Origin of the sequence: Bacillus sp. T2.9-1, assembly GCF_950097965.1 — a bacterium.
GTDB lineage: Bacteria > Bacillota > Bacilli > Bacillales > Cytobacillaceae > Niallia > Niallia hominis.
Genome location: NZ_CATNHG010000057.1, coordinates 18,330 through 44,323 on the forward strand (window position 1 = coordinate 18,330; position 25,994 = coordinate 44,323).

Genomic DNA, 25,994 nt, shown 5'->3' on the forward strand with positions numbered 1-25,994 from the left:
CTTTTTTCTTTTCATTAGAAGTTTTTCTAAAAGAAATTGGCTGTTAGCTGTTCTATTTTTTCCATATTAGATTATACTATTGGGCAGGGGTGAAAAAAATGTACAAACTATTATCGCATAATGACCTTGATGGGGTCGGCTGCGGCATTATTGCAAAACTTGCTTTCGGAGAGGACGTAGAGGTTCGTTATAACTCCGTTTCTTTTCTGAACCAAGAAGTAGAAAAGTTCTTAGATCAAAAAACAGAAGATACCTTTCTCTTTATTACCGACCTTTCTGTCAATGAAGAAAATACGATTCGACTAGATGACTATTATAAAAAGGGTGGAAAAGTACAACTTATTGACCATCATAAGACAGCTCTTCATTTAAATGATTTTGAATGGGGCTTTGTGTCTGTTCAAGATGATGAAGGAACACTAACAAGTGCCACTTCTTTATTATATGAATACCTTGTCAAAAATGAATATATGAGTCCCTCTCCAGCCATTGCAGAATTTGTTGAGTTAGTAAGACAATATGATACATGGGGTGCGATGCGTTCTCCTATAACAGCATAAAAAGCTGGAAATGGAGGGGCTAACAAGTCTTAAAGACAATGTTAGCAACAACTGATTCCTTGAAAAGTGGAATGAGGTTTATCATGTCGAACCGAAGCACTTTCCTTAATACTCCAACATGCGTATGGCTCTGATAGAAGTCATGGGTGTGAAGCTTGGTGAAGTCGGCTGAATGTAACCTAAGTAGTCTATAAATGGATTATATGGTTACAGATAGGTCGGAGGGCTATAAAACGGATATGGTGAGAATGATTCATAAGAATCTGACGAAGTTGCGAATGTAAGGGTCTAGATGTCGAAGTGGTACGAAAGTCCACTGCCACTATTGTGGCGTGCAATACCGAAAAGTAGGTTTCCCATGGGACGAAATTCGGGATAGTGAACAATGACACTATAATGTGCACAGGCTTATAGTAACCACCTAAGTCCGTATGGTAACAGCTAAAGGAATCGGAACGTAGAAAGCAAGGAACACTTATTAAACACCTATCAGTGGAGTGTTACATGGCAACATGTTTAATCCTTGTGAGAGTAGGGGCACAGTACCAATGAAACGTGTAATGAACGTGGAGGGATAGCCCCAAGTCTTTCTGAATATAGTTAGTTAAATTATCTAAAAGTGAACTTCATCGGTCGAGTAGGAATGTGGGAACTAAGCACAGGAATTTGGTGATTAGCCACAATGAAGACGACTTTACGTCAATGGGAATACTATTCAATGACGGAAACATTCTCTACCTTGTACAAAGAAAGTCAAAAAGATAAGAAATTCAACAGACTTTATGAACTAATAATATCTGAAGAAAATATCCTTCTGGCTTACAGGAAAATCAAGAAAAACAAGGGTTCTGGGACACCTGGGACGGATACTTACACGATTGAAGAATATAAAAACATCGGTAAAGATGATTTTATAAGAACAATTCGTAAATCTCTAAACAACTACAAGCCGAAACCAGTTAAAAGAGTTTTGATTCCCAAAGAAAATGGTGATACAAGACCTTTAGGGATACCTACAATGTTGGATAGATTAATCCAACAAATGATTAAGCAAATTTTAGAACCAATTGCCGAGGCAAAATTCTTCAAACATAGTTATGGTTTTAGACCACTAAGAAGTGCACATCATGCAATATCAAGATGTAACTTTCTAGTCAAAACTGCAAAATTGCAGTATGCAGTAGATATGGACATCAAAGGATTCTTTGATAATGTAAACCATAGGGTTCTCATCAAGCAATTATGGAATATGGGAATTCAAGACAGAAGAGTTCTTGTGATAATTGGAAAAATTCTAAAAGCGCCAATCAGAAATGTAGGAATACCAACAAAGGGTACTCCTCAGGGAGGAGTTCTTTCACCACTACTATCCAACATAGTTTTACATGATTTAGATATGTGGATAGCAAGTCAATGGGAAGACCATCCCTCACATTTCGATTACTCAACTAACAGTCACAGAAACCATGCGTTGAAGAAAACCAAACTCAAACAAGGTTATCTTGTAAGATATGCGGATGACTTCAAAATCTTAACTACAGATGTTAAGACAGCATACAAATGGTATCATGCAGTTAGACTTTATCTGAAAGATAGATTGAATTTGGATATTTCACCTGAAAAGTCCAAAGTAATAAATCTTAGGAAACAAGGGACAGAGTTCTTGGGTTATCGAATTAGGGCAGTTAAACATAAAAGTGGTTTTGTCACTCGTAGTGATGTCAGAGATAAAAGTATCAAGAGAATAAAGGCACGAGGCAGAGAAATAATTTTAGAAATACGAAACTCTCCAACAGCAGGAAATATTCAGAAATGGAATAGTTTTGTTTTAGGAGTTCATGGATACTTCAAGCATAGTTCGTTGGTATCCATAGTATTTGCAAGAATTGCCTACGACCTATCTCGACTGCAATACAATCGTTTTCGTCCGATTGGAAAGTTTGTGTCAACCGCAAATGCACCGCCTTCGTATAAAAAGTTCTATGGTAAAAATAATGCAAAGACTTGGAAAATCAGTGGAAGGTTTTTATACCCAATAACGGATATTAAATTCAGTCCAGCTATGAACTTTAACCAAAATCTTACGGTTTTCACCGAACGGGGAAGACAGTTGATTCATAGTAAACTACAAGCGGATATTGGGTATCAAATAACGATACTCGCTAAACATCAATTTGTAGGATATAGTCTTGAATTTATGGACAATAGAATTTCAAGATACAGTATGGTACAGGGCAAATGTGAAATTACTGGAGAATTCTTAGAAGCCGATTTAGTACATTGCCATCATTTTATTCCTTCAGATATCGGTGGTACGGATGAGTACAAAAATCTAAGAATTATTCATGTTGATGTACACAAATTAGTACATGCAACGGATAGCAATACAATTCAGCGATTGAAAAATGGACTAAACTTAAACACAAACCAATTGAACAAGTTAAACTCATATCGCAAGGTTTGTAACTTAGAGATGATTTAATCTAACAAGAAAGATGGAACGCCGTATGCGGTGAAAATCGCACGTACGGTGTGGAGCAGGGGAAAGGATGGAGATAACCTCAAAATCCCACCTATTGCTATATTGGGAAAAAAACAATAATCTAGCAGCACAACGTTTAAACGCACTTTTTTATCTTATTTCTTTTGACGAATTCGTTGAAAAAATGGTAACACGCTTAAAGGCAAATGATCACTTCTTTTTTGATGAGTTAGAAGTACAAATACTAGATATGGAAGAGAAAAAAATTGACCGTTATATTCGCCGCAAAAGACGGGAACTTGTCCAAAAAGAAATTGATGGTTTATATGCTGGCGTGGTTTATGCCGAACAATATCATTCTGAATTAGGGAATGAGCTTGGAAAGGAATATCCTCATTTAGATTACATAGCAATTGTTAATATTGGCGGAAAAAAACTTGGTTTCCGTACAATTCATGACCATGTTGATGTATCAAAAGTAGCTGGCACCTATGGAGGTGGCGGTCATGTGAAGGCTTCTGGCTGCAACTTAACCGATAAGGCTTACCAAAATTACTGCTTAGATACCTTTGCATTAGAACCACTACGTGAAGATCCGAAAAAGAATGAATACAATAAAAAGGATTCTCCACTTGGTACTCTATTTGAAAACAAGCAGGACGAAGTGTTCTTCCTTTATCAGGTGAGTAGAAACCAGTGGGCCATTAACCAGAAAAAAACAAAGCTCCAACAAACTTTTTCTACCTTCATGCAAGGAGAAATTTTCCTACGCAGAAATTATGGAGTATGGCTGGCAAGAGATGATAAATATATTCGCTATGTGATGGACTTTGTAAAGCATAAATAATAGGTAAAGAGGTTGGGACGTAAGCAATTTAACTAACAATATGTACGAACAATTGTACAATTTATACTCATAAATAATCGTTTTTATCGTTTTAGAAAAGGTTTAAAAACGAAGTGAAATGGAGCAGAGGACGGCTCGACTCCTGCGGGAAATAGAGACGCTTTAGACCCCGCAGGATCAGCTTCCTCCTCGGCGCATCGTGCGTCTGTAGCGCAATGGAACGACCTAGTTTTTACACTTGACTATATTTAAAAACATAGATAACCATCATGAGAAGCTTTATTTAAGAGCTAAATTAGAGATTGTTCGTCTTTAAAGATTAGTTATTTAGTTTTGGCCCAGCCTCTTGTTAATTAAATTTCTCAAGTCCATTTAACAACTACTCCTAGCATCCAGGGGCTAATCCTAAACTGCTGCCCTCTGCATTTCTTTTTAAAAATCAATCATTGCTCCTCTTTCATCAAAAACGGAACTCGGATTCCAAGCTACTTCCCAAAGATTATTTTCTGGATCTGCGAAATAAGAGGTTCTGCCGCCCCAAAAAGCATCACTTGGCTCTCTAAGAATTTTCCCGCCTGCCATTCTCACCTTTTCCATAACACTATCTACTTCCTCTGCTGCATTTACATTGATTGCAAAAGTAACTCCCCTAAAGCCTTCGATCGGACTTTGAAGCTCCACCCCAGCATCCTTCGCCAATTCCTCTAAAGGAAACAATGTTAAGAAAACACCAGCGGTCTTAAAAACAGCATATTCATCTGAGCTAGCTTCCGTTTCCTCCCATCCTAGAAGTTGATAAAACTTACGCAATTCTGGTAATCTCAAAGCTCCTAATGTTAGCAATGAAACCCTCTGTGGAACCATACAAATCCCCACCTTCTTCCTATTTTTTATTTATAAGTTCGCTGGTTCTGCAAGATTTTCCTTTAAAAATATTTCGCTATTAAAACAGGCTTCTTATTACTAAACAGAGCGAAAATCATCCCAATAAAGAAGAATAGAAGACTGCTGACTAAGCCAATCTCTATTTTCCTTGCTCTATTTCAAAGTATACTGAGAATTTCGTGCCCTTCTCGCTTGTCTGAACATTTATTCTTGCCATATGACGTTCTGCTATTCGATAACATACTGCAAGTCCCAGTCCTGTACCATTGTCCTTCGTTGTAAAAAAAGGCGTTCCTAGCTTCTTTAATATTTCCTCATCAATCCCATTACCGCTATCGATAATTTCCAACACAAGATGCTTTCCTTTACAGAATGTTCTTATTGTAAGAATTCCTTCTGTCTCCATTGCCTCTAATCCATTTAATGCAAGGTTAAGTAAAAGCTGCCGTATTTCTTTCTCATCCAAATAGAGTTCTGGACAAACTCCTAATTGAAGATTAACCTTTTTTCCTGTCAATAAGGCCTCTGCATTAATTAATGGATATATGATTTCAATAATTCTATTTAACGAATATCGCCTCTTATCACTTGTCTTGTTTTTGGCTAACGTAAGGAATTCCTTGATTATCTTATTAGCTCGATCCAATTCATCAATCATTAATTCCATATGTTCTAATGACAGATTAGATGGATTAGATTTTCCAATTTGTAGGAATCCATGAACTGTTGTCATTGGATTTCTAATTTCATGTGCGATGCCCGCGGCCATTTCTCCGACTAGATTTAATTGATCTAGCCTTGCCATTTCCTTTTCTAAAGCCAATCTTTCTGTTATATCATTTAATACAATTAATACACAATTATTATTCTTAATTGTTATTATTTCGGTGGATAATAACCCCTGCTTTTGTTCTCCATTCTTTATCGTGAAAATGACTCTTTGATTTTTTAAAGGGAACTGCCAATCTTCCTCATGAAAGTTCTCTTCTATTCCATTTACATCTTTGAAAATCTTCCAATGATAGCCGTCTTGCTTTAGCTCCTCCATCGTATATCCTGTACTCTTTACCCAATTTTTATTTACAGCAATAAATGCAGGCTCTTCCATGGAGCGTATTGCCATCAAGCATGGACTTGCTTCAAATATTTGCCGAAAACGTCCTTCCGAAAGCATTAGATCATCTGTTACCTTCGATTTTTCTTCTCGTTCTCTATGTAGCTTATGATTCATGGATAGCAGTTCTAGCGTCCTTTCTTCCACGGCATGTTCTAGTTGATCCACTTGTTGCTTTCTTAAGCGTTCTACCTCTTTTCTTTCGGAAATATCACGAATCGTACACACAAATAGTTGGTAATCTTCAACCATTGCGTCCCCAATATATAGATCAACAGGAAAAACAATATTATTCTTTCGCTTAGCTTTTGCCTCTATCATTCTACCAATAAAATTTGGAACTAACATATCAAAGGTAATAGGTGTCTCTATAGAAACCTCTGATTCAATCGAATGTAAAAGCACTTCAATAGAAGAACCGATTAAATCTTCTTCTACATAGCCAAACATTCTTCTTACACTTGGATTTACACTAATAATTGTTCCTTCTTCATCAAAAGTAACAATCGTATCCTGCAATGCTTTCTGTAAGATTGAAGAAAAGACTGCATTTTTAGTTAAATCCATTTTGGTTATTCTTAGTTCCTTATTCATTTTTTCCAATTCAGATGTTGTTTGCCAGTTCATCTCATGGAGGCTTTTCGTATGGCTTTCATAGATTTGAACAAACTGAGCCACTTTGCTTTTCAACGCTTCTGGATTAAATGGCTTTACAATATAATCAATGGCACCTACTTGATATCCCTGCATAATATGTTGCATATCTTGACTGATAGCGGTAATAAAAATAATAGGTATATGACGGGACTTTTTTCGTTCTTTAATCAATTTTGCTGTTTCAAACCCATTTAGCCCTGGCATTTGGACATCTAACAAAATAACGGCAAAATCATATGTCAAAATGAATTTTAAAGCTTCTTCCCCTGATTTTGCAAAAACTAAATGATACTGAGAATTGTTTAACACTGCTTCTAACGCTAAGAGGTTTTCTTGTAAGTCATCTACCATTAAAATATAGATTGGTTCCGATACTGAAGCAGATAGATTTTTCTTTTGTTCTATAGATTGAGCCGAATATTGCATAATTATATTTGAGCCTCCTATCTATTAACAAGCCATTTACTAACATTACTTGAATATCAGTATCGTCCTTCTATTCTTTATAAAGCCAAACTTGAATTAGCGAATATAACTGTTCCAAATTTACTGGTTTACTAATATAATCAGATGCACCTGCTTCTATACATTGTTCTCGATTATGTTTCATCGCTTTTGCAGTTATTGCAATAATGGGCAATGTTTTAAAATCCTCCTTTTTTCTTATGATGGAAATAGCTTCTAAGCCGCTCATTTCAGGCATCATAATATCCATTAATACAAGATCAACGTCTGGATTTGCTTCTAAAAGACTTATGCCATCCCTGCCATTTTCCGCATAAAGGATATCAATATTGTACTCTTCCAATGCAGCATGGATGGAAAAAATATTACGGATATCATCATCTATAATTAATACCTTTTTCCCTTTCAGATTAGCATTCTCATTAGAATGGATTATATCGATCACTTCTTCATTGGCTGCAGCAGTCTGTTGGTAGCTCTCTTCCTTTAGCAATCTCTCATTAAGTAATACCGCATCCTTCTGTTTTTGGCCCATTGTAGGTAAATAGATAGAAAAAGAACTTCCCATCCCTTCCATACTGATTGCCTCCAATCTACCTCCTAGCAAATGAGTAATTTCCTTACAGATTGACAACCCCAGACCTGTCCCCCCATATCTTCTGCTAATTGTTCCATCAGCCTGCTTAAAAGGCTCAAAGATTATATCCATTTTCTCCTTTGGAATTCCAATCCCAGTATCCTTTACGGTGAAGGATACTACGCCTTCATTAGCATTAGCTAACTTAGTAGAATTCTCCAATCGAATAGACAATTCTACCCTTCCCTTTTCCGTAAATTTAAAAGCGTTTGACAATAAATTTTTTAATACTTGGTTCAGACGATGGGCATCTGTTTCAATAAAAGTGGGAACCTCTTTCGCCATTTTTATTGAAAAATCAAGTTTTTTCTTATTAGCAATAGGAGCAAATTGGTTTTTCAGACAACTTTGAATTTCCTCCATCTTTACTGGTTCTACTATTATTTCCATCATGCCTGTCTCAATTTTTTCTAAATCCAATATTTCATTGATCAATCTTAATAATTCATTTCCAGAAAAATAAATGGTCTGCAAATATTGAATTTGTTTCGCATTTAAATTTTCATTTTCTTTTTCCACTAACATTTGTGATAAAATTAGCATGCTATTTAAAGGGGTTCTAAGCTCATGAGACATATTTGCCAAAAACTCAGATTTATATTGGGAGCTATAGACTAACTGTTCCGCTTTTTCCTCTAACTCTTTCCCTATTTGCTCAAGGTCTGCATTCTTCTCCTCTGAAACTCGATATTGTGTCTGTAGCTCCTCATTAATCGCCATTAATTCCTGCTGTTGAGCCTGTAACTCTTCTGATTGACTTTGCAGCTCCTCTGTTAAACGTTGCTCATCCTCTAATAATCGCTTAACTTCCAGTCGATTGATAATCCCATGAATGGATATACCTAAATATTCCACCACCTCTTTAAGTAAGCGTTGTTGAACAGGTCTAAAATATTGTAAAGAGGCAAGTTCCACAATGGCTAATACTTTTCCTTCATAGGAGATCGGATGAATAAGAACTTGTTTTGGTTCTGCTTCTCCTGAACCAGATTTAATCTTTATGTATTCTTTCGGAATGTCTATTAAACTGATACTTTTATTTTCCTTCGCTGCTTGTCCTACTAATCCTTCTCCTAGCTGTATAATCGGGGACCTTCCTTGGTCATGGAAGGCATATTGAGCTATTTCTTCTAGATAGTGCGCTTGTTCCTGTTTATTTATTTGATAAAAGATTCCATATTGTGCTCCAACTACTGGTGTAATCTGACAAATAAAATAATCAGCAAGCGCCTCCATTGTTTCTACCATTGAAAAACCTGTTGTAATTTCTGCCAAACGTGAATCTAACCAGCTTTTTTCTTCTGCTTTTGCCCTGCTTTCTATTTCATCTTTGGAATACTTTTCTAAAGTCGTTACCATTTCATTAAAAGCACGCGCAATTTCTCCTACTTCATCCTTTGAATCAATTTCTAATCGAGGAAATTTTATTCCCTTTTTATAAGAGACACCAGACATGACAGTTGTGACTTTATTTAAGTTTCTTGTTAACCCTCTTATTAAATAAATGGCAATAGCAATACTGCTGACAACTCCGACAATTATATAAATATATGTCATCACTACAACGATATCGTAGGTTTTCTTTGAACTTTCTAGATCATCTTGCATATCTTTAAGCTGTATCGAATATAAGGAGGTAGCAATTTCTAACAGCCTATTTTTTTCATCATTTTCTCTAATCCAAAAATCCGAATCCATTTTTTTGTCTTCTGCTTCCACTATTTGCTGACCCTTTTCTTCAAAGACATCATAGATGGTTGAAAACTGGACTAATAATTCCTGCGTTTCTTCTCTTTTGTCTTGATCTATCAAGAAATTATACGCTTTATTTATTTCCTTACGTGTTTCTTCCATTTGACTAATTGTTCTATCATTTAAATCTATAGACGATTGCGAGGACAATTCATAGATTTCTCTACTTAAGTTATTAATTTCATTTTTTAAAATATATGCAGCATCTATTCTTTCTGTCTTATCAGTAACAAGTACATGCATGTTGTCATTTTGCTGCCGAAGCATACCCATAAGTACAATAATTAGAATGGTAATTAAAACAAAGATAATTCCTAAACCAAAATAAAGCTTTGTACTAAATCTCATGTATCCTCCTATTAATCTACCAATTTAAATGAGCGCCATGTTTAAACTGGTCGGGATTTTTTTAAAAGTTATGAAAATAATACCATTATACAAAAATTATATGTTAAACGGGACAAGGATACAATATGATAATTGGATGAAACTTGAAGCCACTAGAAGAACGATCAAATGTTAAGAGCGCAGTAAAGTCTACTTCCTAGAATGGGGGCAGTGCTTCAAACAATATAACTGCCTGTCCAAAAAAGCATATAAAAAAAAACCCTAAACCATCTCATTTGGTTAGAGGTTCAAGAGCTTTTTATAGTAAATATGTCGTAATTCACCTGAATCTTTATAGGCATTATCTAATATTTCTTCTAAGATTGCATGGGAAACTTCAGGAGGAAGTGATTTTTGCTTTAAAAGGTTTCGAACCTCATATAAAAAGTCAATATACGCAATATAGTTATCATCATACTTCTCTTGCCATACTTCCTTCATTCTTTTAGCCAATTTTGGACTGGCACCATTCGTAGAAACACTTAAATGTAATCGCCCTTTTTTAAAGCTAGCTGGGATTTGACAATTTCCCTCTTCATAGGCAGATGCATCATTTACTAAGCTGATCGATTTAAGTCTTTGCGTGATACGGCGATTTTCTTCCACCTCATTTGTTGCAGCAATGGTTAGAAAAGCATGGGAAAAATCTTCTTCAACTGCTTTTCTTTGAATCAGCTTTATTTTCTCACCTTTTGAAAGCTCTTCTATTTCGCTGCATGCTTTAGGACTGATTACCGTCACCTTGGCTTCTTCCTCTAAAAGCATCATTACCTTTCGATAGGCAATCTTGCCGCCACCAACTACCACACAATGCCTATCTTTTAGCTCAACTAGTAATGAGATCATATTCATTACCTACCATCATTTCATCTATTCTCTCTTTTAATATCCCTGCTATTAATGGGTCATAGCCTAAATAAGGAGCGAGGACGTATTCTTTATCGATACTCTTTATTTTATTTATTGTTTTTTCCATCGATTTCATTAAAACTCCGGTAAACAAAAGATATGGAATAACTAACACATGGCGATAGGAAGATTGGTCAGCCATTTGAAGCGCTTCTTCAAAGCTAGGCTGTGCAGCAGTTAAATAGCAATCCTGTACAACAATTCGGTCTACTTCCGTTTCAATTAGGGAAGCGATTTTGCATAGATCCCGTTTTACATCTGGGTCACTGCTGCCACGCCCAACAAGAATAACAAGTACTTCCTCCTTTGTTTTCTTATAAATAGATGTACGTTTAATCTTATCTGCAACAATTTCAACCATTTGAGGATGAACACCGATTGGTTTGCCATATTTTATGTGAACATCGGGATATTCTATCGAAAGTTTTTCTAATATTTCCGGAATATCTTTTTTAGCATGTGCTGCCGTGAGAAGCAACACAGGGATGATATAAACAGTAGTGGCTCCTTTTTCAATACAATTTCGAAACCCCTCTTCTATGGAAGGCTCCGACAATTCTAAAAAGGAGTATTCTTGTATCCCTTTAAATTCATTGCTCTCCATACACTTCTTTACAAAGGAGATAGCCTGCTCACTGGCTTCCTTTACCCTGCTTCCATGACAGATATATAATATTGCCTCCACTATAAAACCACCTCTTTTGGCATGTCCTCTCCGAAGCTTTCTTCAAACCATTGGATTTTCTCTCGCATTTTTACTACCTCTCCAATGACAATCATACATGGATTTTCAATTTTCCCTTTTACCGCATCTTCTATCATATGCTGCAAATCCGTTACAATCGTCTTTTGCTTTAGAGTTGTCCCCCAATTTATTAAAGCTACAGGGGTTGTGCTATTTTTTCCAAAAGAGAGCAGCTTTGACTGAATAGATGGAAGATTTTTTACTCCCATATAGATAGCAAGGGTATCAATTTGCGAAAGTGCTTCCCATTTTATATGGTCTTCCTCCCCATTTTTCATATGCCCTGTTACAAAAGCAAAGGAGGATCCATAATTACGGTGCGTCACCGGAATACCTGCATAGCTTGGTGCAGCAATGCCTGCTGTAATTCCTGGCACAATTTCAAAGGGAATCTGATTTTTGGCTAATTCTTCCGCTTCTTCTCCTCCCCGTCCAAATACAAATGGATCTCCACCTTTTAGCCTTGTCACTGTCTTTCCTTTTTTGGCATGCTTAATTAGTGTTTGATTAATCAATTCCTGCTTCATAGCGTGGTGATGGGGAAGCTTGCCACAATAAATCAGTTCTGCCTTAGGTCTTGCATATTCTAATAACTCTCGATTTACTAAGCGATCATATAAGATAACATCTGCATTTTTGATACACTTTAGTCCTTTTACCGTTATTAAATCTGGATCTCCTGGTCCTGCACCAACTAGATATACTTTCCCCATTTTATCCACCCTTCTCGTTGTTTCTCTTAGGTTAATGAAAAGAGGGGAAAGGAAATACCAATGAACGGATAGTTATCCCACAGACCACGCCCAGGTTTCTCCTTTTCCCTACATTAAGAGATGTAATATTCTTTTTCTTTTAAATATTGTACGATTTGTTCCACACACTCATCAATAGAATATTTTTCTGTATCCACTACTATTTCGGGATGAACGGGCTCCTCATATGGAGAACTAATCCCTGTAAAATCTTTAATGATGCCTTTCCTTGCCTTCTCGTACAAGCCTTTCGGATCCCTTGCTTCACAAGCCTCTAAAGAACACTTTATATATACTTCAATAAACTCGTTTTCTTCTAATAAAGCTCTAACCCTATCACGATCTTCACGAAATGGAGAAATGAAGGCAGTTAGTACTACATGCCCACTATCTACAAAAAGCTTACTTACTTCTCCAATCCTTCTGATGTTTTCTTTTCGATCCTCATCAGAAAATCCTAAGTCTTTATTAATTCCAAAACGAATATTGTCTCCATCTAGGACATAGCTATTTGTCTGATCGTCAAATAATCTTTTGGCGACAGCATTTGCAACCGTCGATTTTCCAGAGCCAGATAACCCTGTAAACCATAGGACATAGCTATGATGCTTATTTTTTTCTCTTCTATCCTTTTTTGTTACAGCATGATCATGCCATGTGATATTTGTACTTTGGCTCAAAACGTTCTCTCTCCTTTAAGAATGGATTTCTTGTTTTTGTAACCCTTTGATTAGCACTTCCACTACTTCTTTACGGCTAAATGTACTTGGTGGAATTTCTCCGTTTCTTAAAAGTTCACGAACCTTTGTACCAGATAAAATTTCATGATGTTCACTACCGTGTGGGCAAGTCTTTGTAGAAGCCATGTTTTCACATTTCTTACAATAGAAACTATGTTCAAAGAATAAAAGATTAATGCCTAGCTCATCTTGGGTAAATTGAGCAAAGATTCTTTGTGCATCATATGTTCCATAGTAGCTTCCAACTCCTGCATGATCACGACCTACAATAAAATGAGTACAGCCATAGTTCTTTCTTACCATCGCATGGAACACCGCTTCTCTTGGGCCTGCATAGCGCATAGCAGCTGGAAATACAGCTAAGAAAACACGATCTTCTGGATAGTAGTTTTTCAATAGGACTTGATAGCTTTCCATACGAACATCTGCGGGAATATCATCAGACTTTGTTTCTCCTACCAATGGGTTTAAAAATAGACCATCGACAATTTCAAGCGCTGATTTTTGAATATATTCATGAGCACGGTGAACTGGATTTCTTGTTTGGAACCCTACTACTGTCTTCCAGCCCTTTTCCGCAAACACAGCTCTTGTTTCTGCTGGATCTAAGTAAAAACTACTAAAATCTGTTTTATCTACTTTCTTTACTAGTTTAATTGGTCCGCCAAGATAAATATTTCCTCGGTCAAACATTTTCTTAACACCCGGATGTGCTAAATCATCTGTACGGTAAACAGATACTGCCTCTTTATCTTTATCTGGAATGTAAATATCCTCTACTGTCAGTACACCATACACTTCTCCTTGATATACTAATTTAACTGTATCGTGAAGATTAATAGATTCTGATTGTTCCTGTGAAATAGGTAATGTAATAGGAATACTCCACACTTCTCCAGTAGATAAGTGCATATTTTCCACAACTGCTTCATAATCTTTTTGTGATAGAAATCCGGTTAGCGGGCTATATGCTCCGTTTCCAATTAGCTCCAGATCACTAAGTGCAACCGTGTCAATTTCTAGTTCTACCTTTAGTTCAGATACATCATATTTAGGATCGTATAAATTAATTAATTTTCCACCGTGTGGTTGACTTAAAGCCATTTTTAACACACCTTTCGTTTTTGATTGTTTTTTTAGGTATAAAAGTCCTTTTTCCAGTTCGTTCTATTAAATCCCGCCACCGTCTTCATAAATAGTGCTATTATCTTCTCGAATGGTTTTCATCAAGCTTATAATTCCAAGTGTTGCAATACAAACACTAAGAATTATAAGTACATTATAGATATCTGCTTTTATGAATACTTGAATTAGACTATAAGAAATAACTAATGATAAGACTGGCGAAACAATCCATACCTTAAATATTCTGAGCACTAATTTCTTTTTCAGCATTCCATATCCATTCTTTGATACTCCAATGCCAATAATTGCTGAACTTGTGACCTGTGTTAATGGCACTGGCAATCCAAATATAGAAGCAATCATAACAAGTGTTGCACCTGTTCCTGAAATGAGTCCTCCTTCAAGCTTGCTAAATTGGACAATTTTCTTCCCATTGGTCTGAAGTACTCTTCCGCCTAACAAAAAGGCTCCAATTGCAATGAAAAAACCACCTACAACTACTCCTGTTTGCATAGATATCATGTTTGCACCAACTAATGGTCCAATAGAGTTTGCGACATTGTTCATCCCTGCAGAGAAAGCTTCAAAGCAGCCAACGATAATGACGAAAATAGATAAATATTTTTCATTACTTGGATTACGTATCCATTCATTTTGACTTTCAAGCTTTCTTATATATTTTCCAGCCCCTAAAGCAATAAAAAAAGAAACGATAGGAACTAAAATCCAAAAAAAGACAATCCATAATATATTCGCAATATATAAGCTTTTAAAAGCTACACCTACTCCTACTACACTACCAACTGTAATTTCACTTGTCGAAAGGGGAATCCCCATTATATTCGCAATAAATAAGGAAAGAGCAGCTGATGATAATATGATTAAAACGATTTTGGCATCAAGGATATTGCTTGGAATTAACCCTTCCCCAACTGTTTTTACTACTTCACTTCCGCCAATAACTGCCCCCAGTAAGATTGCAACTGCACATATGAGCAAAGCTACTCTCTTTTTAGGAATAGCGCCTGATCCATATGCAACACCAAGACTTGCTGCTGCACCACTTGCGCCAATGTTCATTGCAAAAAACAATGACATAATACCTGCTAGAACAACGATCATACCCGTGTACCTCTACTCATTATTGTAAGTGTAACCCGCATTCTGTTTTTCCTTTTCCTGACCATCTTCCAGAACGTAAATCATCCATATTAATAGCTGCCTGTGTACATGTTCTGCAGCCAATGCTAGGATAGCCTTTATCATGAAGAATATTGTAATCTAAAGAATTCTTATGGGCGTATCTCCAAACATCCTTCCATGTCCAATGAATAAGTGGACAAACTTTAATTGACTTAAATTTATTATCTTTATTAAGATATTGTGTGTTTTTTCTTGTTTCCGACTGTTCTCTTCTAAGTCCAGATATCCAAGCAATCGGCTCAGATAATACTTCATTTAAAGGAATCACCTTCCTAATTTCACAGCACTTATTTGGATTAGATAGCCAAAGCTCCTCTCCATATTGAGCTGCCTGTTCCTCTAATGTAATAGCCGGCTTTTTCATTTCTATTTGCAAATCAGGATACCGTTTTTTCACTTTATCAATTAATTCGTAGGTTTCATCAAAATGTACATCTGTATCTAAAAAGACAATATGAGCATCTTTCTTTATTTTCGAGATTAAATCGATTAGCACAATCCCTTCAATTCCAAAGCTACAAGCATAAACAATATCATCTTTATACGTATCATAGGCCCACTTTAAAACCTCTAAAGCTCCCTTTGTCTCCGTTTCACTCGAAAAGTCAACAGGAGGATACGTATCAATTGTTTCATAGGTTAATAACTCACTCATAAACAATCCTCCATCCCTATTAGAAAAGCGTAAGCATCTGGTTATCTGCGTATAACCAACCATTATTTTCTTTAATCGACTATCCCGTTGATTAAATGCCACTTTATGCAAAAAGGCAGCTTTAACCACTTTCTCAGTTAAAGTTGCCTCTAGTTTGTCTAGTCAGCTTCTTTATAAAACGCCTAAATTATTTTCCTAAGCGTATTTTTTCATTTTTTTCAATTTGAATAATTTTCCCATCCTGTACCACTAACGTGACAGATCCAAATTGCATTGTTTTTAAAATTTCTTCTAATTGAGTCTTCACTTTGTCCAGCTGATTTGTTTCCCCCACCAACAAATCCCTCCTTAAAAAAGGTGAAATCCTTATTAACCATTTGCATAGCGCTTGCGCCAGACATTTATTGTACCGAAAACTCTTACCAAATGACTGCTTGGATTTATCCATGTAGAAATCATGCATAAAAGCTAAAAAAATCCTTCCATTCGGAAAGATAGCAGGTAATTATTCTTACCTTATCTTTCAAAATGGCTATCCATTTTGGTGGATTTGGCACCTTGCACTTTAGCAGGTTGCCGGACTTCTTTGGGCCAATTCCCTCAGTCACTCTTGATAAGCATCGTTATTTTCTAAATTTTATCATAATTGCTATTATTGTCAATAAGTTTTTCTAGTTGTTTAGTCGGAATTATATTTTTATTTCCTAGTATTTAAGGAGGAATAATTGTTATCATTATATAAAAAAACATTTTACTGGTGCATGACCGATAATAAAAAAAGAACCTTGTTGCAAAAATAAGGCTGGGACAAAACGAAATAACCAATCTGTAACAACTAACATCTCTAATTTATCTCTTAAATAAAGCTTCTACTTTCTCATGATGGTTATCTATGTTTTTAACTATAGTCACGTGTTAAAACTAAGTCGTTTTAAACCTTTGTCTGAAATAATAAATACGAACATTAATGCGAATTAATTATATTATAAGTCGTGTTTATTATTGATTGAAATGCTTATGTCCCAGCCTCATTTTCCGTTCCTTATTTTTTTCTTATCTTTAACAACGGCTTAGCTATGATTGGTGTAAGAATCCCTGATAGAATTGCTTCTGGTACACCATTTGTGCCAACTATCGCTAGTATCGCTGGCAGAAGATCTTCAACATTCACGCCTATTGCATTTGCATAGCTCTCTCTTACAAATAAGTAGACAAATCCTAACACAAGAATCGTATTGGTTAGTGAACCAATCACACCAGAAATACTCATCGCAATCGTTTCATTCATTCTATCCTTCAGCACTTTGTAAAATAACAGCCCTGCCACTACCCCAATCATCACTCTTGGAAAAACAGATATTAATGGGTTTGTAAAAATAATTGGTGCAAGGGGACTTGTTGGATAGGTGAACGCTCGAACGAACGTAATGACTCCCCAAACGCCTCCAATAATTGCACCATCTACTGGCCCTAACACGATAGCTGCAATAATAACTGTAACCTGAATAATCGTTAAACTCAGTATAGGAGTCGGAATATATCCTAATATCGGAACAATGGTTTGAATGATAATAATTGCGGTAAGCAGACCTAGTAGAACCAAACGAGTTGTTTTGTTTCTTTTTTTCATAGGCAAGTAGTTCTCCTTATTTAGAAAAAGCAGTTCGTTTGCTTTTCCTTCTTTTAATAAAATTCCTTTGTTATCATACTACAAACACTAGTTATTTTTCTATGATATAAGAAGGATTTTCTGCTTTTTCCTTTAGAATGAGATTAATTACTTGCTGTTATACATATGTCCCACCTTAAATGATGAGGACACTGAAAAAGTATAGTTTTTCCAAATTAAATTAGAATTAATTTATTTGAAAGCGAATATTAAGTTGGTTTGGAGAGGTGACCACTTGACTCCTATAGGAACAGCCAATGATTAATCATTATAGGGAAATGTCTCCTTTAATGTCTCAATAAAGGTAAGAACATTTTGTTTCTCCTTCATAATTGGTGCAAATAAATAGGATAGCCTTCTTGTAAAGCGAGTATTTATCACTGAAATAATACACAGATTCCCGTTGTTTACATCCCTTTCAATGACACTTTTTGATAAAAGCGATAAACCATTTCCATTAATCAGTGTCTCCTTGATGCCTTGATTACTACTAATGGTTAAGAAGGATTGGGCTCTTAAGCCATTGGAGCGAATGACATGATTTAAGTATTCTCTCGTCCCTGATCCAACCTCTCTTGTAATCCACGCTTGATCATGTAGTTCTGAAATCGAAATTTCTTCTCGGTATGCTAAAGGGTGATTCATAGATGCGACAATGTATAGCTCATCTTCCATAAAAGGAATAACCTGCAGTTCCTTATCATTTGTCTGCCCTTCAATTAAACCAATGTCTACTTCATATAATCTTACTGCTTGGACAATTTCTTCTGTGTTTCCAATCGTTACTTGTATTTGCAATTCAGGATGCTGCTTTTGCAAATCAAGCAGTACGGAAGGCAAAATATATTCGCCAATCGTAAAACTTGCGCCTATTTTCAGTTCCCCTTTTATTGCATGATGGTGCTCCAAGATATGCTGTCTCGTCTGTTCATATAAGCGAATCATCTGAACGGCACAATCATATAGCATCTGGCCTGTTGGCGTTACTTTTAAATACTTTGGTGAGCGTTCCAATAATTTTGTCTGGAATTCTTTTTCGAGGTTTTTTATATGCAGACTAACACTAGGCTGACTCATAAGGAGCATTTCTGCTGTCTTTGTAAAATTCTTCACTTCAACAAGTGTCACAAATGTCTTTAACGCATCATATTGCATACTTTTCCTCCATCTTAGCTTTCAGTTATTAGAATTACTAATAGTTGCAATTAATTATATGTATTTTACTCATTCTTTTATTTACAGTAAAGTACAATTAGAGTACGTGTAATACGAGGAAAGTTTAGGCAGACCACTTTCATGGTTGAATTGTATGCCATTATGACGCCTAACACAGTCATTTATTAGGTGAATCCTTATCAGATAGCTTTTGTAGTGCAATTAAAATTATAAAGACTAATCTTTAGAAAAAATATTATCCCCCTGCTTGTTCAAAAAAGTAACAGGCTACTTTTATATTTTCTAATCCGATTTGTCTGATAGGATTAATAAATTCACAGTGACAATCCTCTCTTTTCATTATAAAATAAATCTCAAGAATTATCTTACTAATCAAACTATAAAAAGAAATGCTATTATCTATGCGAGGTGAAAGTGTTGCAGCTTCAAGTAATAAACAGTCCCTTTAATCAAGAACAAACCGAATTATTAAACCGTCTTTTACCAACTTTAACTGAATCACAGAAAATTTGGCTAAATGGTTATTTATCTGCTTCCACAGCAGCAATCGCAACAACAGCAGGAGAACCTAGCCTAACTACTTCATTAACGGAACAACAGGTAGCTACTCCCATTACAAAAGACATTACCATTCTTTTTGGATCGCAAACTGGGAATGCACAAAGCCTTGCCAAGGATCACGGCAGTCGCTTAAAGGAATTGGGATTTAATGTAACAGTACAATCAATGGCTGATTTTAAGCCTAATAATCTTAAAAAAATACGAAATCTTCTTATTATTGTTAGCACACATGGAGAAGGTGATCCACCAGATACCGCAATAGCTTTCCATGAATTCCTGCATGGAAAAAGAGCTCCAAAGCTTGAGGATTTCCAATACTCGGTGTTGGCGCTTGGCGATAGCTCTTATGAGTTCTTTTGTGAAACAGGAAAACAATTTGATTCCCGTTTAGAAGAATTAGGCGGAACGAGACTTTACCCACGTGTGGATTGTGATCTCGATTATGAGGAGCCAGCAAGCGAATGGTTCTCAGGTGTTGTTAACGGCTTGAACCTTCAAGCAGAGTCAACAGCCCCTAATCCAATAAGCACAATACCACAATCTATTCGAGATTCTGGCTATTCCCGCAGCAATCCGTATTATGCAGAGATACTTGACGTCATTAATTTAAATGGTCAAGGTTCCAATAAAGAAACATTGCATGTAGAACTTTCTCTTGAGGATTCTGGTATTAGCTTTGAGCCTGGCGACAGCCTCGGGATATTTCCTAATAATGATCCAGAGCTAGTAGATCTTTTAGTAAAAGAACTAGGATTCTCTCCTACAGAAAGTGTAACGATAAATAAACAAGGGGAAGTTCTAGCATTTCGCGAAGCTTTATTAACATACTATGAAATTACTGTTTTAACAAAGCCACTGTTAGAAAAATTTGCAAAAATAGCAGCAAATCCATCTCTAGACGAGCTACTAGCTAAAGGAAATGAAGAAAAACTAAAAGCATATATAAATGGTCGTGACATATTAGATCTTATCCGAGATTTTGGACCGTTAGAGACAAATGCACAAACATTCGCATCCTTGCTTCGTAAACTGCCGACTCGTCTTTATTCCATTGCCAGCAGCTATAAGGCAAATCCAGATGAAGCACATCTAACCATCGGAGCCGTGCGTTACCATGCAAACGGACGAGATCGCAGCGGTGTCTGCTCTGTTCAAATTGCTGAGCGTATTCAGCCAGGAGATAAGCTGCCTATCTATATACAAAACAATGAAAATTTCAAGCTTCCAGAAAATCCAGACACACCTATTATTATGGTTGGTCCTGGGACAGGAGTTGCACCATTCCGTTCTTTCTTGCAAGAAAGAGAAGAAATAGGAGCAGAAGGAAAATCATGGCTATTCTTTGGAGACCAGCATTTTGTCACAGACTTCCTTTATCAAACAGAATGGCAAAATTGGCTTAAAGATGGTGTGTTAACGAAAATGAATATTGCTTTTTCTCGTGATAAAGCAGAAAAGGTATATGTTCAGCACCGTATGCTTGAGCATAGTAAAGAGCTATTTGAATGGCTGGAAGAAGGAGCTGTTCTTTATATTTGTGGAGATGAAAAGCATATGGCGCATGATGTTCATCAAACTCTTCTTGCTATTATTCAAAAAGAAGGTCAAATGTCCTTAGAACAAGCTGAGGAATATGTAGCAGCCATGAAACAAAACAAACGTTACCAACGAGATGTTTACTAATAATATTGCAGGAAAGGAGTTTTTCTAAAATGGCAAAACAAGTATTAAAAGCCCCAGAAGGACCACCAAGTGATGTGGAGCGCATAAAAGAAGAAAGCAATTACTTACGTGGAACTTTAAAGGAATCCATGGAGGAAGAATTAAGCTCAGGCATTTCAGAGGATGATAACCGCTTAATGAAATTCCACGGAAGCTATTTACAGGATGATCGTGATATTCGAAATGAGCGCGCAAAACAAAAATTGGAGCCTGCCTATCAATTTATGCTCCGCGTCCGAACTCCTGGTGGGGTAGCTACACCAGCACAATGGTTAACAATGGATGAATTGGCACAGAAGTATGGAAATAATACATTAAAATTGACAACACGCCAAGCATTCCAAATGCACGGCATTTTAAAATGGAATATGAAACAAACAATCCAAGATATCCATCAATCCTTATTAGATACAATTGCAGCTTGCGGTGATGTAAACCGTAATGTAATGTGTAATCCAAATCCTTATCAATCAGCATTGCATAGTGACGTATATCAATGGTCTCAAAAATTAAGTGATCATTTATTGCCTCGTACACAAGCTTATCATGAGCTATGGTTAGATAAGGAAAAAGTAGCTTTCACTCCAAGTGTGGAGGAAACAGAAGTAGAGCCAATGTATGGAAAATTATATTTACCTAGAAAATTTAAAATTGGAATTGCAGTTCCTCCTTCTAATGATATCGATGTATTCTCCCAAGATCTTGGGTTTATCGCTATTACGGAGAAGGAAGAATTAGTTGGCTTTAACGTTGCCATTGGCGGCGGAATGGGAATGACCCATGGAGATAAAGCAACTTATCCTCAGCTCGCAAAAGTAATTGGATTCTGTACACCAGAACAAATTTTAGAACTTGCTGAAAAAGTTATTACCATTCAACGTGATTACGGAAATCGCTCTGTTCGTAAAAATGCTCGGTTTAAGTATACCGTAGATCGCCTCGGCTTAGAGAATGTTGTGGAAGAATTAGAGAATCGTTTAGGCTGGAAGCTGCAAGATGCGAGAGAATTCCACTTCAATCATAATGGCGACCGCTATGGCTGGGAAAAAGGAATCAAAGGAAAATGGCATTTCACTTTATTTGTCGAAGGCGGTCGCATTAAAGACTATGAAAGCTATCCTTTAATGACCGGTTTACGCGAAATTGCTAAAGTACATACTGGCGATTTTCGATTAACAGCTAATCAAAATTTAGTAATCGCCAATGTATCAAGCCGCAATAAAAAGCAGATTGCTCATTTAATAGAGCAATACGGCATAATGGATGGCAAACGTTTCTCCGCACTTCGTCGCAATTCTATTGCCTGTGTGTCCCTACCAACGTGTGGGCTTGCGATGGCAGAAGCAGAACGATACTTACCAGTCTTAATTGATAAGATTGAAGAAATTGTCGATGAAAACGGGTTGAGAGAAGAAGAAATTACGATTCGTATGACAGGCTGTCCAAATGGCTGTGCTCGCCATGCTTTAGGAGAAATCGGCTTTATTGGGAAAGGTCCTGGAAAATACAATATGTACTTAGGCGCTGCCTTCAACGGAAGCCGTTTAAGCAAACTATATCGCGAAAATGTCGGCGAGGAAGAAATCTTGTCTGAACTTCGCGTCTTGCTCCCACGTTTTGCAAAAGAACGCATAGAAAATGAACACTTTGGCGATTTTGTCATTCGTGCTGGCATTGTTAAAGAAGTAACAGATGGTATGAATTTCCACGATTGAGATTAGGTTATGAATATATTGCACCACTTTAATCATTTTTGATTGGGTGGTGTTTTTTGTTTAGGTTTGGAATTATATTTTGGCGTTTGGTTCATATTTTCATCGTTTGGATCATATCTTCTTTTTTCGGACTATTTCTGCGAAGTTAGATTGTATCCCTTTAATTCGGAGCATATATTATAGCTTCCCCTAATCCTTTCAAACTTTTACTCAACTCCACAACTCTAAATCATCTCCATTGCAAATCAAAACCAATTTTCCACTCATAGGGCAACCTCGTTTTGTATATATTTAAGCTAGTAATCCATATTAATTTTCTACTTAAAAAATAGGAGGCTTGTATATGTCTGTTAATCCAGCTTCTCCTTCCTTCCAGCTCTTTGGTGATTCGACCCAGTCTGTTAATTATAGAAGGGATTCTTATAATTACATTACACAGTTATTTTCTGATCAAATGCCGGCTATACATACTGGATTATTCAATGTGCATCTTAATCAGGGAATCATTGTTCAGCCGCACTGGCACACAAATGTAAATGAACTTGTATTCGTCATTAGTGGAGAAGCTATGACGTCTGTCTTCAATCCCTTTACTCAAAGCATTATGACTTACCATCTAATGCCAGGGCAAGCATCCCAATTTCCAAAAGGTTGGTTTCATTGGATAGTAGCATTGCGAAATAATACGCATTTCCTTACTATCTTTGATCAGCCCAAACCGGATATTGTGTTTGGTTCTGATTTTTTACGCTTTTTGCCAAAAGAAATTGCTAACAGAGCATATTGCGTAAATGAAACTGCCTACGCAAACGCAATCGCCCCAATCAAACAATCTACAATTCTTGGACCACCACCAGGGTGTGAACAAAATGGAGGAATAACAAATCAAATCAATCATTACACACAACCTTCACCTACTGCTCATCCTTATCTAGACATTTCCTCTCCTCCTTACCCATATTAATGTTTACTAAGTAGCCGAAAAAATCATATGGATGGAGGTTAATTCTGTGACAAATAAGAAGCATTATGGATCTGAAACAAAATGTGAAGAAATCGAATGGTCTTTTCCGCCGCAACAGCAATCAAGGCAGCCCGGTTTTGAATACCTAATGGATCCCTTGCCCATTTTTGATAATCCTAAATATATCGGAACAGGTAAATTAAAAGGACGTATTGCCATTATCACTGGTGGGGATAGTGGAATCGGTAGAGCGGTGGCAGTGGCTTTTGCAAAAGAGGGGGCAAATATTGTTATCGCTTATTATGATGAACATACAGATGCCGAAACAACCAAACAGGCTATCGAGCATTATGGAAGCTCTTGCTTGCTTATTTCAGGAGGTCTGAGAAGAAAAGAACATTGTGAATCTATTGTCCAGAAAACGCTAGAAACATTTGGTAAAATTGATATTTTGGCTAATAATGCAGCTGTTCCATTTTTTCAGAATGACTTAACAGCGATATCTGATGAACAATGGGACCTAACCTTCGATGTTAATATTCACGCTTGTTTTCACTTAACAAAGGCAACCTTGCCTCACTTGAAAAAAGGAGCTAGTATTGTGAATACAACATCACTAGTTGCCTATATCGGCGTAAGCCAATTAATTGATTACTCAACTACAAAAGGGGCAATTGTCAGCTATACAAGGGCACTCGCTAATAATCTTGTTACCAGAGGCATTCGGGTTAATGCCGTTGCGCCAGGCCCATTTTGGACACCTATCCAACCCGCATCGCAACCCGCTGAAAATATTGCTACATTAGGTTCGGATGTGCCGATGAAACGTGCTGGCCAACCATACGAAATTGCCCCAGTATACGTACTGCTTGCCTCAGACGACGGCTCATATATGACGGGACAAACGATTCATGTAAATGGCGGTGCTATGGTCACAACCTAGCACGCACCAAAAAGACGACAATATCTGTCGTCCTTTTTGGTTATTGCCTATATTACTTTTCTTTTTTCAATACCATTACTTCATAAGGTAAAAGTTCTATATGCTCTTGCTTTATCTCCTCTGTAAGCAGGTCGTATAAAGGCTCTTTTACCGTAATCGATTGCTTTTGTTCTGTAAAATTCATGACAAATAAATAGCAATGCTCATCCGATTCCCTTCTTTGGACCGATACACCATCTTCATGGACAATTTCGTTTTCCACTTGGAGATTCATTTCCTTTTGGATATCCCCATATAAATCATCTAAAAATGCTTGTTCCGTTCTAGCACCTATAAAATAAGCTTTTCCCTTCCCATAGCTATTTTTTACAACCGCAGGATTTCCTTGATAAAAGTCTTCCATATAAGTGCCTAACACTTCTGCTTCTTTCGCTTCCAAAATAGTACAGTAATCCTTTATTTCATATTGCTTTCCATTATAAGCAAGCACATTTCGATCTTTTGGATAAAGTGTATCTGTTTCTTTTACTCCCATCCCAAATATACGTTTTAAGGACGTTGGCCACCCTGATAGATGGGCAAGGTCTGTCTCATTAACAAGCCCACTAATATAAGAACTTACGAGCGTTCCACCATTTGCAACATAGTTTTCTAACTTTGAAATGGTTTCATTAGACATCATATAAAGCATTGGTGCCATCACGAGATCATAAGAAGTAAGATCTTGATTTAATGTTACAATATCAACACTAATATCCTTCTTCCAGAAACTATGATAATGCTTTTGAAGTGTCTGTGGATATTGCTTGGTTGCATTGGAGAACCCTTGTGCATCATTTAAGGCGTTTCGAATGCATATGAAGGATTTGGGAATACTTGACGAAAGGTATATTTTTGGCGAAAGACATTTTTCCGTAAATGATGGCTACAGGGTTACAAAAAAAGTAATGGACGACTTAAAAGAGGAATTGCCCACAGCCTTCTTTATTGCTTCTGACCCGATTGCAGTTGGCAGTCTTCAGGCTTTTAATGAATATAATATATCCATTCCAAACAGAGTTAGTATCATAAGCGTGAATAATATTAGTGTCGCAAAGTATGTCTCACCTCCATTGACTACCTTTCATATTGATATACCGGAACTATGCAAAACAGGTGTTTCTTTACTCCTCGAACAGATTCTGGATCAACGAAAGATTCCAAAGACTGTTTTACTTCAGTCGGAATTAATTAAACGAAAAAGCGCATTATAAAAAAGAAGATTTTCTTAAAAGCATCAGAACAGATGCTTTTTTCATATTTTCTCTCCCTTTGGATAAACTATGAAAA

Annotated in this window: 20 protein-coding genes, 2 pseudogenes and 1 riboswitch; of the genes and pseudogenes, 8 read left to right on the top strand and 14 right to left on the bottom strand. The window is 36.6% G+C overall.

Annotation, left to right across the window (positions count from 1 at the left end; genetic code table 11):
• Nucleotides 1-98 precede the first annotated feature (98 nt).
• From QQZ16_RS04080 to QQZ16_RS04090, 3 genes and pseudogenes are all read left to right on the top strand, one after another.
• Nucleotides 99-530 (top strand): annotated as a pseudogene (locus tag QQZ16_RS04080) (oligoribonuclease); the annotation flags it as partial.
• A 712-nt stretch (nt 531-1,242) separates the two neighbouring features.
• Nucleotides 1,243-3,042: a group II intron reverse transcriptase/maturase gene (gene ltrA / locus QQZ16_RS04085; protein WP_031535091.1), complete on the top strand. Its 1,800-nt coding sequence runs from the start codon at nt 1,243-1,245 to the stop codon at nt 3,040-3,042.
• 67 nt (nt 3,043-3,109) lie between these two features.
• Entirely contained in the window at nt 3,110-3,889 is a 780-nt protein-coding gene (locus tag QQZ16_RS04090; RefSeq protein ID WP_192840958.1) for a hypothetical protein, read from the top strand.
• 432 nt (nt 3,890-4,321) lie between these two features.
• Here the strand turns inward: QQZ16_RS04090 and QQZ16_RS04095 are convergent, their stop codons facing one another.
• The 13 genes from QQZ16_RS04095 to QQZ16_RS04155 form a co-directional block, all read right to left on the bottom strand.
• Nucleotides 4,322-4,753, bottom strand: coding sequence for a VOC family protein (locus tag QQZ16_RS04095; RefSeq protein WP_031535096.1), 432 nt, complete (start codon nt 4,751-4,753; stop codon nt 4,322-4,324).
• Between the two features lie 160 nt (nt 4,754-4,913).
• The gene (locus QQZ16_RS04100) at nt 4,914-6,971 is read right to left on the bottom strand and encodes a response regulator (RefSeq protein ID WP_284561135.1); all 2,058 of its coding nucleotides are present in this window, start codon (nt 6,969-6,971) and stop codon (nt 4,914-4,916) included.
• A gap of 70 nt (nt 6,972-7,041) precedes the next feature.
• Nucleotides 7,042-9,747 carry a hybrid sensor histidine kinase/response regulator gene (locus QQZ16_RS04105; protein WP_284561136.1) on the bottom strand — a complete coding sequence of 902 codons (2,706 nt, stop codon included), beginning with the start codon at nt 9,745-9,747 and terminating at the stop codon, nt 7,042-7,044.
• Between the two features lie 279 nt (nt 9,748-10,026).
• On the bottom strand, nt 10,027-10,632 hold the full coding sequence (locus tag QQZ16_RS04110; RefSeq protein ID WP_065429086.1) for a precorrin-2 dehydrogenase/sirohydrochlorin ferrochelatase family protein: 606 nt from the start codon (nt 10,630-10,632) through the stop codon (nt 10,027-10,029).
• The gene (locus QQZ16_RS04115) at nt 10,613-11,380 is read right to left on the bottom strand and encodes a sirohydrochlorin chelatase (protein WP_031535104.1); all 768 of its coding nucleotides are present in this window, start codon (nt 11,378-11,380) and stop codon (nt 10,613-10,615) included. The genes QQZ16_RS04110 and QQZ16_RS04115 overlap by 20 nt, the downstream gene beginning before the upstream one ends.
• The gene (gene cobA, locus QQZ16_RS04120; protein WP_031535105.1) at nt 11,380-12,153 is read right to left on the bottom strand and encodes a uroporphyrinogen-III C-methyltransferase; all 774 of its coding nucleotides are present in this window, start codon (nt 12,151-12,153) and stop codon (nt 11,380-11,382) included. The genes QQZ16_RS04115 and cobA overlap by 1 nt, the downstream gene beginning before the upstream one ends.
• Nucleotides 12,154-12,266: 113 nt before the next feature.
• Nucleotides 12,267-12,872 (bottom strand): adenylyl-sulfate kinase, encoded by a 606-nt coding sequence (gene cysC / locus QQZ16_RS04125; RefSeq protein ID WP_031535108.1) that lies wholly within the window; start codon nt 12,870-12,872, stop codon nt 12,267-12,269.
• A gap of 15 nt (nt 12,873-12,887) precedes the next feature.
• Complete coding sequence (gene sat / locus QQZ16_RS04130) at nt 12,888-14,036, bottom strand: sulfate adenylyltransferase (RefSeq protein ID WP_031535110.1); 1,149 nt, start codon at nt 14,034-14,036, stop codon at nt 12,888-12,890.
• 66 nt (nt 14,037-14,102) lie between these two features.
• A complete protein-coding gene (locus tag QQZ16_RS04135) occupies nt 14,103-15,179 on the bottom strand; it encodes an inorganic phosphate transporter (protein ID WP_031535111.1) in 1,077 nt (358 codons plus the stop codon).
• A 19-nt stretch (nt 15,180-15,198) separates the two neighbouring features.
• Nucleotides 15,199-15,915 carry a phosphoadenylyl-sulfate reductase gene (locus tag QQZ16_RS04140; protein WP_031535113.1) on the bottom strand — a complete coding sequence of 239 codons (717 nt, stop codon included), beginning with the start codon at nt 15,913-15,915 and terminating at the stop codon, nt 15,199-15,201.
• A gap of 187 nt (nt 15,916-16,102) precedes the next feature.
• Nucleotides 16,103-16,231 (bottom strand): YezD family protein, encoded by a 129-nt coding sequence (locus QQZ16_RS04145; RefSeq protein ID WP_268817803.1) that lies wholly within the window; start codon nt 16,229-16,231, stop codon nt 16,103-16,105.
• Nucleotides 16,232-16,428: 197 nt separating this feature from the next.
• Nucleotides 16,429-16,535: riboswitch (SAM riboswitch) on the bottom strand.
• Nucleotides 16,536-16,957: 422 nt separating this feature from the next.
• Nucleotides 16,958-17,545, bottom strand: a complete 588-nt coding sequence (locus QQZ16_RS04150; protein WP_031535115.1) for an ECF transporter S component — start codon at nt 17,543-17,545, stop codon at nt 16,958-16,960.
• Between the two features lie 300 nt (nt 17,546-17,845).
• Nucleotides 17,846-18,739, bottom strand: coding sequence for a LysR family transcriptional regulator (locus tag QQZ16_RS04155; RefSeq protein WP_284561137.1), 894 nt, complete (start codon nt 18,737-18,739; stop codon nt 17,846-17,848).
• 438 nt (nt 18,740-19,177) lie between these two features.
• Between QQZ16_RS04155 and QQZ16_RS04160 the strand changes: the two genes are divergently transcribed.
• The 4 genes from QQZ16_RS04160 to QQZ16_RS04175 all read left to right on the top strand — a co-directional run bounded on the left by QQZ16_RS04160 (nt 19,178) and on the right by QQZ16_RS04175 (nt 24,665).
• Nucleotides 19,178-21,004 (top strand): assimilatory sulfite reductase (NADPH) flavoprotein subunit, encoded by a 1,827-nt coding sequence (locus tag QQZ16_RS04160; RefSeq protein ID WP_284561141.1) that lies wholly within the window; start codon nt 19,178-19,180, stop codon nt 21,002-21,004.
• 29 nt (nt 21,005-21,033) lie between these two features.
• Nucleotides 21,034-22,758 (top strand): assimilatory sulfite reductase (NADPH) hemoprotein subunit, encoded by a 1,725-nt coding sequence (gene cysI / locus QQZ16_RS04165; RefSeq protein ID WP_109768663.1) that lies wholly within the window; start codon nt 21,034-21,036, stop codon nt 22,756-22,758.
• Between the two features lie 343 nt (nt 22,759-23,101).
• Nucleotides 23,102-23,722: a cupin domain-containing protein gene (locus tag QQZ16_RS04170; RefSeq protein WP_109768664.1), complete on the top strand. Its 621-nt coding sequence runs from the start codon at nt 23,102-23,104 to the stop codon at nt 23,720-23,722.
• Nucleotides 23,723-23,753: 31 nt separating this feature from the next.
• Nucleotides 23,754-24,665, top strand: coding sequence for an SDR family oxidoreductase (locus QQZ16_RS04175; protein WP_284561138.1), 912 nt, complete (start codon nt 23,754-23,756; stop codon nt 24,663-24,665).
• Nucleotides 24,666-24,717: 52 nt separating this feature from the next.
• On the opposite strand, the gene QQZ16_RS04180 is transcribed toward QQZ16_RS04175, so the two are convergent.
• Nucleotides 24,718-25,557 carry a beta-galactosidase trimerization domain-containing protein gene (locus QQZ16_RS04180; protein ID WP_342395192.1) on the bottom strand — a complete coding sequence of 280 codons (840 nt, stop codon included), beginning with the start codon at nt 25,555-25,557 and terminating at the stop codon, nt 24,718-24,720.
• On the opposite strand from QQZ16_RS04180, the pseudogene QQZ16_RS04185 reads away from it, so the two are divergent.
• Nucleotides 25,505-25,918: pseudogene (locus QQZ16_RS04185) on the top strand (substrate-binding domain-containing protein); the annotation flags it as partial. The gene QQZ16_RS04180 and the pseudogene QQZ16_RS04185 overlap by 53 nt on opposite strands.
• Between the last annotated feature and the right edge of the window lie 76 nt (nt 25,919-25,994).